This is a genomic window from Bacillus mycoides, from assembly GCF_000832605.1.
GTDB classification, from domain to species: Bacteria; Bacillota; Bacilli; order Bacillales; family Bacillaceae_G; genus Bacillus_A; species Bacillus_A mycoides.
The window spans coordinates 3,162,371-3,174,500 of the sequence record NZ_CP009692.1 but is presented as its reverse complement, the minus strand read 5'-3'; the positions used below and the strand labels follow the sequence as shown (position 1 = coordinate 3,174,500).

General features: G+C 31.7%; 10 protein-coding genes and 1 riboswitch. Of the genes, 2 read left to right on the top strand and 8 right to left on the bottom strand.

Translation table 11 applies throughout. The features are described from left to right. Window positions 1–43 precede the first annotated feature (43 nt). The gene (locus BG05_RS18320) at window positions 44–1,363 is read left to right on the top strand and encodes a sensor histidine kinase (RefSeq protein WP_002127637.1); all 1,320 of its coding nucleotides are present in this window, start codon (window positions 44–46) and stop codon (window positions 1,361–1,363) included. A 99-nt stretch (window positions 1,364–1,462) separates the two neighbouring features. Here the strand turns inward: BG05_RS18320 and BG05_RS29820 are convergent, their stop codons facing one another. The 4 genes from BG05_RS29820 to BG05_RS18305 form a co-directional block, all read right to left on the bottom strand. Next, on the bottom strand, window positions 1,463–1,561 hold the full coding sequence (locus tag BG05_RS29820) for a YjcZ family sporulation protein (RefSeq protein WP_000007808.1): 99 nt from the start codon (window positions 1,559–1,561) through the stop codon (window positions 1,463–1,465). 135 nt (window positions 1,562–1,696) lie between these two features. Further along, the gene (locus tag BG05_RS18315; protein WP_016127074.1) at window positions 1,697–2,497 is read right to left on the bottom strand and encodes an energy-coupling factor transporter transmembrane component T family protein; all 801 of its coding nucleotides are present in this window, start codon (window positions 2,495–2,497) and stop codon (window positions 1,697–1,699) included. Beyond that, window positions 2,490–4,190 carry an ABC transporter ATP-binding protein gene (locus BG05_RS18310; protein ID WP_003189528.1) on the bottom strand — a complete coding sequence of 567 codons (1,701 nt, stop codon included), beginning with the start codon at window positions 4,188–4,190 and terminating at the stop codon, window positions 2,490–2,492. The genes BG05_RS18315 and BG05_RS18310 overlap by 8 nt, the downstream gene beginning before the upstream one ends. Window positions 4,191–4,200: 10 nt before the next feature. Further along, on the bottom strand, window positions 4,201–4,749 hold the full coding sequence (locus tag BG05_RS18305; RefSeq protein ID WP_002168272.1) for an ECF-type riboflavin transporter substrate-binding protein: 549 nt from the start codon (window positions 4,747–4,749) through the stop codon (window positions 4,201–4,203). Between the two features lie 139 nt (window positions 4,750–4,888). Then, a riboswitch (SAM riboswitch) is annotated at window positions 4,889–5,004 on the bottom strand. A 150-nt stretch (window positions 5,005–5,154) separates the two neighbouring features. Here BG05_RS18305 and BG05_RS18300 point away from each other — a divergent pair. Then, window positions 5,155–5,838, top strand: coding sequence for an aspartate/glutamate racemase family protein (locus BG05_RS18300; RefSeq protein WP_002127641.1), 684 nt, complete (start codon window positions 5,155–5,157; stop codon window positions 5,836–5,838). A gap of 49 nt (window positions 5,839–5,887) precedes the next feature. Here the strand turns inward: BG05_RS18300 and BG05_RS18295 are convergent, their stop codons facing one another. The 4 genes from BG05_RS18295 to BG05_RS18280 form a co-directional block, all read right to left on the bottom strand. Beyond that, window positions 5,888–7,066, bottom strand: coding sequence for a macrolide family glycosyltransferase (locus BG05_RS18295; RefSeq protein WP_002168270.1), 1,179 nt, complete (start codon window positions 7,064–7,066; stop codon window positions 5,888–5,890). A 256-nt stretch (window positions 7,067–7,322) separates the two neighbouring features. Continuing rightward, the gene (gene lepB / locus BG05_RS18290) at window positions 7,323–7,853 is read right to left on the bottom strand and encodes a signal peptidase I (protein WP_003189520.1); all 531 of its coding nucleotides are present in this window, start codon (window positions 7,851–7,853) and stop codon (window positions 7,323–7,325) included. 77 nt (window positions 7,854–7,930) lie between these two features. Then, window positions 7,931–10,057, bottom strand: coding sequence for a peptidoglycan D,D-transpeptidase FtsI family protein (locus BG05_RS18285; protein WP_003189518.1), 2,127 nt, complete (start codon window positions 10,055–10,057; stop codon window positions 7,931–7,933). Window positions 10,058–10,276: 219 nt separating this feature from the next. Then, window positions 10,277–12,064, bottom strand: coding sequence for a PAS domain-containing sensor histidine kinase (locus BG05_RS18280; RefSeq protein ID WP_002127645.1), 1,788 nt, complete (start codon window positions 12,062–12,064; stop codon window positions 10,277–10,279). Window positions 12,065–12,130 lie beyond the last annotated feature (66 nt).

The following is a 12,130-nucleotide window of genomic DNA, read 5'->3' as shown; positions in this document are numbered from 1 at the left end:
CTACATACATTGTAAAAGTACATGTAAAACTTGTACTTTTATAATGTATAATACATATGGGATTGAAATTCAGGATAACGGGGCATGTATTATGAACTTTGTTTACATTAATCAAAATGTTTTAAATAATCTTCTTTATATTTTAAGCAGTATATTTGTTTTTTATTTTATTTATGATAGTGGGTACTTCGGGAAGAAATATAAGAAACTACTTATCATTCTTTGTACGAGTATCCCACTAATTTTATGTATGCGGTATCCCATCTATATGGATGAAAATTATATTCACGATTTAAGACAAATCCCCTTTTTAATTGGTACACTTTATGGTGGATTTCCAGTCGGTATTGCATTACTCATGATTTTATTAATAATACGTTTTATGTTTTATGGTTTTAGCCTGTTAACAATCATTGTTTATGGAACGATGTTAATAATTACAGCATTCGCATCATCAAAATTTAATACATACAATAGGAAAATAAAAGTAACTTCATCTATGTTTTTAACTTTTTTCCTTGCAATATTTACAACAGTAATTGTTTTAACTCTATCAGATTTTGAAGTGAATAATTTGTACATTATTTATTTCATTCTATTACCAACTATTTTAATATTATTTATGGTCTATTTTAATGAGGTTTTAAAAGATGCAATATTTATGCGATCAAAATTAATAAAAGTCGAAAAAATGGAGATTGTCAGCCAACTCGCTGCAAGTATTTCACATGAAGTAAGGAATCCATTGACTGTTGTAAAAGGATTTACACAACTTTTAAAAACACCCAATATAACTCAACAATCCAAAGATGAGTATATTGAACATATTCTTGAAGAGTTAAATCGTGCACAAGCAATTATTGATGATTACTTAACTTTTGCCAAACCGGCTTCAGAAAAACTAGATCATATTTCAGTGGAGCACGAGTTAAATCGAGTTATTAATATGATGTTACCTTTTTGTAACATGAATAATATTAATATTACAAAAGAGTTCTCAGAGGGAACAATTATTGGTAATACACAGCACTTCCATCAATGTTTTTTAAATTTAATAAAAAACAGTATAGAAGCAATGCCATGTGGCGGTGATCTTATTATTTCTGCATCTGTTAGTAATAATAAAGTTATAATACGGATTCAAGATAGTGGAATTGGAATGTCGCAAGAGCAAATTAATCGATTTGGCGAACCATATTTTAGTACAAAAACGAAAGGTACGGGTTTAGGAACGATGGTTGCTGTTAAAATTATTGAAACGATGCGAGGCAGTTTAAAAATCCGAAGTATCGTTAATAAAGGAACTACTTTAACTATTACATTCCCAAAATATAATAATGAGAGCACGTTGCATAATAAATAAAAAAGGAGCATAATGGCTCCTTTTTTATTTCGATACAAAAAGTATCTGCTATGTTTTTTTAATTTACATTTAGAAGAGACTAATTAGAAATTAGTACCCTTAGCTCCAACAGCTACATCCAACAATAATTAATAAAATAAATAACACAACTAATAAAGCGAAACCTCCACCAAAACCACAAGAACCGCCGAAACTCATATTTTCTCCTCCTTTTGGTTTGAAAACTAATAGGTAGTTGATCATTTTAACTGGTTCGTATTATACAGTATGTATATCTCCCTTTTTTGAGCATGTCTTCATAAAAATTAGTAAAAGCACTCTATTGAGAGTGCTTTAAAATGGGTACCAGAAGCTTTGGAATACATTCAGCTTTAAGTAAACTGCAATAATCAAAATAATAATACCAACAAAAAGTGTGATGTAATCCTCCTTTTGTGCGTCTTTTGCATAGTACCACGTTCGTATATCCTTTTTTCCAAAACCTCTTAAATCCATTGCATTTGAAACAGTATCAATCCTTTCTAATGAATGAATAATAAGTGGCCAAAAAATTAAAACACGGTTTTTCATACGAATCCACAAGCTCGCTTCTCCTTTTTCAAAAGGTACGCCTCTTGCTTCCTGCGCGTGTCTAATGATTATATATTCAGATTGAATGCTTGGTATATAACGCAGTGCAATATTTATTGCATATGTAATTTTATAAGGAACAGCAAATTTATTTAAGCTGCATACAAATTCACTTGGATGAGTTGTATAAATAAAAAGAAGTGTAAATGGTAATAACGTAAAATATTTCAATGAAAGTGTAGCTGCATAAAATAAAGTTTCATATGTAATTGTTGCATAACCTATATAAAAAAAAGAGGTATACGATCCCGTTAATTCCGATCCATGGGTGGGCGTAATGAAAAGAATCATAACGGAATTTAATAAACTAAATGTAAATATAACGCTGAAAATAACTATAATTTTACGCAATTGAATTTTTGCAATTAAGAGGCCGATACATCCAACAATAAATAAAATTAGCAATATACGAAAATCAAAAAATAAAAAAGTAAGTGTCATACAAAATATAAATAAAGATAATTTAATTGCACCATCCATACGATAAAAATACGTATTATGCATATTCCTCCCTCCTATTAGCTTCAATATAAAGTTTCACAAATGTTTCTGGAGTTGGAATTCCGCTTAATTTAGCTAGTTTTATTAATGAAATCTCCCGTAGATTAGCTCTTTGTAACGTTCCTTGATCCCCTAAAACAGCAGATACAGTATTGTCCGCAATAATTTTCCCTTCATGCAGAACTACCGCTCGATCTGCATATTCTAAAGCAAGATTCATATCGTGTGTGATAATAATAAAGGATATGCCCCTTTCAGCCAGTTTTCTAATAAACGACATAAACTGTTTGTAATGGTAATAATCTTGTCCAGCTGTCGGTTCATCTAATACAATAAGTTTTGGGTTTGTTATAAGTACAGATGCAATAGTAAGCCTCTTTTTTTGTCCATAGCTTAATGCCTGAATTGGCCAGTTACGAAATGGATATAATCCACAAATTCTTAAAGCTTTTTCGACTCTTGTCTCAATCTCATCTTTAGAAACTTTTTTTAATTTTAATGAATATGAAACCTCTTCTAAAACAGTAGGCTGTGTAATCATTTGATTTGGGTTTTGCATAACATAAGAAATAACTTCCCCGCGTTTACGAATAGACCAAGAATTTATATTTTCTCCATCGAATGTTATTCTCCCATTCTTTGTTTTATTTATTCCTATAAGAGTATGAGCTAATGTCGATTTCCCTGCTCCATTATGACCCAATAACGCTACTATTTCTCCCTCTCCTATTGAAAGGTTGATATCTTCTAAGGCTGTATGTTTGTTATTGTACGTAAATGATAAATTTTCTATCTTGCATAAAGCTTTTTTAATATATTTGTTTTTTGATGAAACTTGCTTATGCATCCAGTTCTTTAATAGGATATGAACGCCTGCATTACGAAGATTTTCAATTGGAAATACCTTAACATTATTACTATCAAAATTTAATTTCTTTAGCGCCTCTATATAAATAGGTTCTCTTAGTCCGATATTTGGTAATATATCAGAATTTAAAATACTATCCGGTGAACCAACGGCAATAACTTCTCCCTCATCTATTAAAATAATTTTATCTAAATCAAGGTTTAAAATTTCTTCTATTCGATGTTCAATAATTACAATTGTTTTATTATATTTCTCATGTATATTTTTAATGAGTTCTATTGTATTCAAACTACATGCAGGATCCAAATTAGCTAACGGTTCATCAAATAATAATATATCTGCATTTGTCGTTAGCAGACCTGCAAGAGAGACTGTCTGTTTTTGACCTCCTGATAATTCATGCGGACTTTGTGTATGAAAGTCCTGCATGCTTACCTTTTTTAAAGAATCCGTAACAATCTTTCTCATTTCTATTTGATTTACACAATCGTTTTCTAATGCAAATGCTACATCCTCTTCGACAGTAAGGCCTATAAATTGTGCATCTTGATCTTGTAATATTGTCCCTACGTGTTTACTCTGTTCAAAAACACTACCTTTTCTCGGATCCTTTCCAGCTATTAAAATGTTACCGGTACTTATCCCTTCGTAAGAAAATGGGATTAGCCCATTTATACAATGAGCTAATGTTGACTTACCTGAACCACTTCGTCCAGCGATAAGTACCTTTTCCCCAGGATATATTTGAAATGTAATATTTTTCAAAGTAGGCTGCGTAGCATGCCTATATTGAAAGGTAAATTGTTCAAAAGAAATAATTGGTTGCATGTATTCATCCCTACTTTTCAATTTTTAAATGTGTATGTTTCTTATTTGATTTCGCTAAGCCGATCGTGATTGGTAAGCCAAGAACTAAAAATACGATAACGTCTGCAATTGTTGCGCCTAGTACTTGTATAACTATTTTGTCAAACGGTTCTCCCATCACAATAATATCGAATGCTCCAGCAAATATAATAGCTATGACAATACCAATTAACCCTGCAATTGCAAAATAAGAAATATCACGGTTATTATACGTTCCATGTTTTACACTAAAACCAAATCTTTTTTGTATGAGTCCCATTGCAAAACCAATAATACCCGAACTAATAACCCATCCCCACCAAATACCCCAACCAGCGATCGTATCTGTAACGGTATGACCGATGAGTCCTATTAAAAGCCCTGCTACCGGGCCAAATAACGCTCCAAAAACTGTTAAAATAGCCAATGCGGGTTTAATAAATGTATTCGGTGCGATAGAAAATCCCCAAAGCCCTAATACCCCGTATAGAGCTGCTCCAATTCCAATAGCTACTACTAGCTTTGTCGTTAATTTGTTCATTACAATTCCCCTCTCGTATTATTCAACTTTTAATACTCTATATTTATTTTGAAAATGAATTATGCATCGACACTTCCTTTCTATACAACAAAAAATGACCTCTTTAATAAGAGGTCATTTTCTTTCACGTACAAGAATCCCCTTATCTTTCAAAAGACACATAGTGTCCTCTGCGGAATTAGCACCTTCCTATGTAATTACATAGGGGTTGCTGAGGTTTCAAAGGGCCGTTCCCTCTACCTCTCTGGATAAGTATGTATTTGTAATCTGTATTATGGCACTAACAATAAATAATTTCAATACTTTTCTTACTATTTTTATTTTTCGATAAATAGTTCAACTAAATCATTGTATTCTTATCGGAATTATGAAATAATAAATTCAAAATTGTTACGGGAGGAATGCATGATGAAAGTAATTGGCTTAATTGGCGGACTAAGTTGGGAATCAACATCGTTATATTATAAACATATTAATACACTAACTCTCTCTCAATATGATCAAAATGCGAAGCTTGTTTTATATAGTATGGACTTTGGTGAAGTAACTACATTATTACAAAATCATCAATATGAAGAAGTGAAAAATGAATTAGTCGCAGTAGCAAAAAAAGTAGAACACTCTGGAGCTGAATGTTTACTAATGTGTTCTAATACTGTACATCTATTTGCTGAGGAAGTAGAACAAGCAATATCAATCCCACTTCTTCATATCGGTGATGTAAGTGCTAAAGAAATGGTAGAACAGAATATAAAACGGATCGGATTATTAGGAACGAAACAAACAATGGAAGAAGATTTTTATACATCACGACTAGCAAAATATAACATTGAGACAATTATCCCAAATGACGAAGAAAGAACTTTTATCCATCACGTCATATTAAATGAATTAAGTAGAGGAATTATTTCAGAAACATCAAAAGAAAAACTAATACAAATTACCAATTCATTAATTAATAATGGGGCTGAAGGAATTCTACTTGGCTGTACGGAAATTCCTTTGCTCATTTCCCAAAATGATCTATCTGTTCCTGTTTTTGATACTGCTTATTTACATGCGAATACTGCTGTACAATTTGCTGGATAATAATATAAAAGCATACAGGTAGAGCCTCTATGCTTTTATATTATCCGAACTATTTATTTAAAAGAGCATCAATAACTGCAATGGCTCTTTTGGAACCACCACACTCTAAAAAACTTTCATTCAGTTTTCGAATGCCATGTTTATACTTTTCATTTGAAAGAACGTCTGTTACCGCCTTTTTTAAAGTTTGCACATTAACATGCTCTTTCAATAATCTATGTGCTGCCTCAAGCTCAGTTAATCTTTGCGCTATCATAGGTTGATCTTTATCATGCGGTATTATCACAAATGGGACATTATAATGGATTGCATCGTGCACACTATTCATTCCACCATGTGTAATAAAAACATCTGCTTCACTTAATATTTCTGATTGAGGTACGTAAGGGGTTATAATAAAGTTGTCTGGCGCTTGCTTAATTTTTGAAATATCATTTCTATCACCAATCGCCATTACTACAATCCCTTCGAAATTTGAAAAAGCGTCAATACAAGTATTAAAAAATGGTTCGAGCCCTTCGAGAAGTGTTCCCATTGAAATATAAATAACTTTCTTTTTTGAAAGCAATTCAAGTGGAAACTTTACATTTGTTTTGCGCTTTATAATACTCGGTCCAATAAAAACATTGTTTTCTCCGAACGAATCGCTATTAGGTTGAAAATAACGACTTGTATACACGAGACTAATATCTCCCTTATTATGCATAAATTGAAGATTATTTTTGGGCTTTACTCCAAATTCATGTTCCATTTGATACAGTAACTTTTCAGAGAGTTCATCGGGTTGGAATTGTATTTCTGCATTTGGATGAAAAGGCAAGGTTTCCAATAATACTGGTGGAATTAAAAATATAGGAGAGGAAACTATGCCTGGAACTTGTAAATATTCCTTTACTAACTCTCCAGCACCAAATATATCATAAACTACGAAATCAAAATTAATGCTTTTACATAATCGTTTCGTAATTTCTAATATGTATAAAGAAGTTTGAACATGTACATGAAAGAAAGATTTTAATCCATATGAAGTTTCATTATCAATAGAAATCTCCTTTAATAAATCCGGATGAGTATGTACAATGGCTCCCAAAACTTCAAGCCTTTCCTTAAAGCTTTCCGTTGTAATATAGTGTACGTTATCACCTCTTTCAGTAAAGGCCTTTACTAAACTTAATGTAGGATTTACATGTCCCTCTGCAGGGAAATTAACTATTAAAATATTCATCACTTATTTCTCACTCCTTACAATTCAATCTTCTTATTAATCGTACTGTTATTATTACAAGCAACCTTCCCTTAATAGTCCCAATATACTTACTACTTTAGGTTGATAAATAATTATCAGACATTGAAAAAGGCATCTACATAAAATGTAGATGCCTAACTGTGATAAGGAGTGTTCTGTGAGGTTAGGATAAGCTTTTCTGCTTGTCCTATGCTATCAATATATGATTTATTTTATAAAACGTGCAAATCTAATAGAATTATATTATCCATTTTATTTGATCAAATGGATAATATACCATTTTCACTTTACCTATTATATTTGACTCATCAATTAGTCCAAGCGTATTCCTACCATCTTTACTATGATTTCGATTATCACCTAACACAAATAATTTATGCGTGGGAACTTTCATTTCTCTACAGTTTGAAAAACGATTTGATACTTGTGACATATCTAACTGTATATACGACTCATCACGCTTTTTACCGTTAATATATACCTCATCGTCTCTTAATTGTATGTTATTCCCTGGTAATCCAATAATTCGTATCACGTAGTATGTAGGCGAGTCTTCTTTTTTTATTATTACAACATCACCATGATGAAAAGAAGAAAAATAGATGCTAGCCCTATTAACTAGTATGCGATTATTCTCATTCAAAGTAGGTTGCATCGAAATTCCTTCTACCATACAAAATAAAAATAACTTATTAATAAAAATAATTCCTATTATAATTAAAATATAGCTACATATTTTTCTCCAATCTTTTAGAATCAATTGCTTCATAGATACCTCATTTCTAATCTATTCGTATGTAAAAAACGTCTCTAGTTCATATAATTGCTAGAGACGTTTCGTATATTTTAATTCTCTTTAGAGTCATCTATTTTTGGTGCTTCGCCAGTTAATCGCTTATTTTTCAAATCAAAATAAGCATCTAAAACATCTTTTCCAATATCAGAGTTAATACCTGATTTATCATTTATAACCCATGGCACAACAACAGAAAATGCTACTTCTGGATCGTCATATGGCGCATATCCTGCTAATGTTAAATTATAGCATTCTCTACGATCGCCTTTCTCATTTCTCCCAATATCACTTTCTCCACCGTATACAGTCTGTGCAGTTCCTGTTTTTCCAGCTGGTTTATAGGGTGCTTTTTGGAACGCCTTTACTCCCGTTCCATCCCCTTCTTGGAATACTTTCCTAAAGCCTTCTTTTACTTGATTGATATATTCTTCTTTCATATCAATTCTATTTAAAACAACGGGTTCTATTGATTGTACTACTTTACCGACCTCATCTTTTTGAACGGTTTGTTCTCTAATTTCTTGAAGAATTTGTGGTTTCATACGATACCCGCCATTTGCAATAGTTGAAATATATTGTGCAAGCTGAAGTGGTGTATACGTATCATACTGGCCAATGGAAAAGTCTAATAAGAAACCTGGCTGATTATCTTTTCTCCCAATTTGCCCCGCTGTTTCATTCGGTAAATCAATGCCTGTTGGAACACCTAAACCAAATTGTCTGAAATAATATCTCATCTTATCAAAGTATTCTTGTTTAATATCTAGTGAACTGTTCTTTACATAATCCACACCAGCAATTTTTAATGCTGTGTTAAACATATAAACGTTAGAGGAAACTTGTAAAGCTCTTAGGTCATCTATATCTCCAAAATCTTTCCATGACTTTTTCTCCTTAGTTCCTTTAAACTTCATAGGTGCATCATAAAAATGTGTTCCCGGTGTTATAGCTTTTGTTTCAAATCCGGTTAATACTGTAGCACCTTTAACAGTTGATCCAAGCTCATATGAACTTGTCAGCGTACCTAAAGCGTAATCTTCTACTTCCATTTTTCCGTCTTTTTCTACAAGTCTTTTCCCAGCCATCGATAATACTTGGCCGTTTTTCGGATTCATCATTACAACAAAAGCACGGTCCAACATCGATTCTGAACCTTTATAGGCCTTTAATATTTTTTCTATGCTCTCTTCTACTTTTTTCTGTAATTCCATATCAATTGTTAACGTTAAATTCTTGCCGCTTTTCCCTTCAGAAACTGTTTCTGTTCTAATTGTATCACCTTGTTTATCAGCAATACTTCTTACTTCTTTTTTCGTACCATGAAGTACATCTTCGTATTGCTGTTCGATGTAACTTTTCCCAACACGATCATTCCGGCTATACTCACGCACTAAATAATAATCTAATCGTTCACGTGGTAATCCTTCATCAGCATTCGAAACATTTCCAAGAACTGAACGGAATAAGCCATCATTTACATAGAGCCTTTCCCAATCAACTGATGCGTCTACACCTGGGAGATTTGCTAAATTTTCACTAATCACAGTATATTCCTTTTCACTAACATCTTTTTTAATAATTTGAGGTGCCATTTGATAACCTGAAGTCATTTTACTTTTAATAGCTAACACTTCTATGTCTTTTGCTGTTAATTCTTGAAGATTTTTTTCTGTAACTCGCTTTCTTTTTAACTCTTCTATTTTTCTGTCTAACTCTTTTCCGTTAATATCCTTTTCTCTAAACTTATCTATTTCCTTTTTAGATACTAAATCTTGAGTAAGTTTTGGATTTAACTGCATCCAAAAATCTTTCTTATCCGTCTCGGTTAACTTATCTATATCTTCTTGCGGCATTTCAATTATTTCTGCAAGTTGTCTTGCAGTTTTTAGCATTTCTTCTGATTTTACACCTTTCACCTTTGTATATGTAATCGTACGTAAAGACTTATTGTCCACTACTGGATTCCCTTCACGGTCATAAATTTTGCCGCGTGGTACTGTAAGACTAACAGTTGCATTCTCTCTTTTTTCTACTTCATTCTTATATGTTTCTCCATCGAAAATTTGTACTTTACCTAACTGGATTATAATTCCAGAAAATAATAAAAATACGCAAAAGAATAAAATATTTAACCGTATAGGTAGTGCTCTACCACTCTTTTTCTCTTTCTTTTTCACCTTGTCATAATCTCCTCCTTACAACATTTTAAATATTTTTTAGCTCTCTATATTAAAAGTAATGTACAATTTCCACACATTACTTTGTACGTATATTAATATAACGTTTAAAACTTAATAGAAATTAAAACAAATATAAAGAAAAAGTAAAGTTTACTAAATTAAATATAAAAATACCCAATAACAAAAGCTTAGCTTTGTTATTGGGTATTAGGTATTTTAGGAATTAATATTAGAACGTATTGAAATACATCTATCATCACAATTTGATAGAGATTGTTTACTCTGAATTTTCGGCAAGTACATCGTTACAGTTGTCCCGACACCAACCTCACTCATTATACTTATTGTTCCTTGATGACTTTCAATAATTTTATAACTTAACATCAATCCAATACCGGTACCTTTTTCTTTCGTACTATAAAAAGGTTCACCTAATCTTTTAATTCTTTCTTCAGGTATTCCTATTCCTTCATCTATTACACTAATAACGACACCATTTTTATGTATTTCTTTTATATGGATTGAAATTCCCCCCCCATTTAGCATTGCTTCAATTGAATTTTGCAAAATATTAATAAATACTTGTTTCAATTGATTTTCTGAGCATTCAATGATTATCTCTTTGGAATCTGTAAATAGTTCAACTTGAATATTTGTCATGATTGCTTTTGTATTAATTAATGATACGACATTTTTAAAAATTTGATAAATATTTTTCTTTTCTGTATTTATTTCATCAGTTTTAGCAATCGACAAAAACTCTTGGAGGATTGCTTCTATTCTTTCTATTTCGGAAAGCATAAGGTCAAAATATTTTTCTTGATCTTCTTTATTAATTTGGAATAACTGTATAAATCCTTTAATTACCGTTAATGGGTTTCTCACTTCATGAGCTACACCGGCTGCTAATTGACCAATTGCCGCAAGTGTATCTGATTTATTTAGCAATTCTTCTGCCTTTTTCCGCTCTGTAATATCGCGGACAATGATCATAATTTTATCTTGTAATAATGGTAAACATCTAGCTTCAAAGAAATCGATACTTCCATTAATTGTTAGAGGATATTCTACAATTACATTCTTTCCTTCTTCTTTCAATTGGCGAATTGCTTCTTGAAATTGCTGTGCTACTGGAGACGGTAATATTTCGTAAAACTTTTTTCCCATAAAAGCTTCTGCGGGTACGTAAAATTTTGTAGGAGATCCTGCTTTATAATCTATAATTGTCCCATCGTCTTCTGTTAAAAAACATAAATCTGGTAAAGCTTTAAAAATTAATTCTAATTCAGAGGTTTGTTGTTTTAATTGCCCTTCTATCGTTTTTAAATGTGTAATATCTACCCCAACAGCCCAGTAACTAAATCCTGTTACAGGAAACTGCTCAGATATATTGGACCACATTATCGTTTTAATTTCACCATTTTTACATGTTAAACTCATTTCCCAATCTCTAAAATTTTTTCCACGAGTCAAAAATTTATTTTGTATTTGATGGCGATAATTATGGTCAGGATACAGTAATTGAAGAGCGTTTGGATTCCCAATTATTTCTTCAGCAGTATAACCTGTTACAATCTCGCATTCTCGATTCCACAAAACAAAATCTCCATTATAGTCAAGCGCATCAACCATAACAGGCATGTTTTGTAAGATCGTATGTAGTTCTTCCTCTTTTCGAGAAAGTAACGATGTATTTTTACTTTGAACTGCTTTTTTCACCCCAGCTATAATGAGGTTAGAAAGCATTTCAAAATATTTTTGGCAATTGAAAATTTCGCTTCGTTTGGACCATACAACAAAAGATCCTAAATATTGATTGTATAAGAAAAGGGGGATTTCGATTTTGGGAAGTTTACATACTTTCATTTCATTAATTCCAAATGAAAATATACATTCGTTTTCAGCATCAAGAAGTTGATGTGATATGTTGGTTAATTTATAAAATTGTTCTGCCATGGTTTCTATTGTACTCACATCAATAAGTTCCATTAGCCGCGCATTCATTCCTTTTTCACCTCGATATGTAAAATTTATACAAATTAAAAATTCATACTTCTTCATTATACGAAG

Excerpts from the sequence above, each read along its gene's own strand:
- BG05_RS18305 (WP_002168272.1), bottom strand. The coding sequence starts at position 4,749 with ATGAACAAATTAACGACAAAGCTAGTAGTAGCTATTGGAATTGGAGCA.
- BG05_RS18280 (WP_002127645.1), bottom strand. The coding sequence starts at position 12,064 with ATGAATGCGCGGCTAATGGAACTTATTGATGTGAGTACAATAGAAACC.
- lepB (WP_003189520.1), bottom strand. The coding sequence starts at position 7,853 with ATGAAGCAATTGATTCTAAAAGATTGGAGAAAAATATGTAGCTATATT.
- BG05_RS18300 (WP_002127641.1), top strand. The coding sequence starts at position 5,155 with ATGATGAAAGTAATTGGCTTAATTGGCGGACTAAGTTGGGAATCAACA.
- BG05_RS18320 (WP_002127637.1), top strand. The coding sequence starts at position 44 with ATGTATAATACATATGGGATTGAAATTCAGGATAACGGGGCATGTATT.
- BG05_RS18315 (WP_016127074.1), bottom strand. The coding sequence starts at position 2,497 with ATGCATAATACGTATTTTTATCGTATGGATGGTGCAATTAAATTATCT.
- BG05_RS29820 (WP_000007808.1), bottom strand. The coding sequence starts at position 1,561 with ATGAGTTTCGGCGGTTCTTGTGGTTTTGGTGGAGGTTTCGCTTTATTA.
- BG05_RS18310 (WP_003189528.1), bottom strand. The coding sequence starts at position 4,190 with ATGCAACCAATTATTTCTTTTGAACAATTTACCTTTCAATATAGGCAT.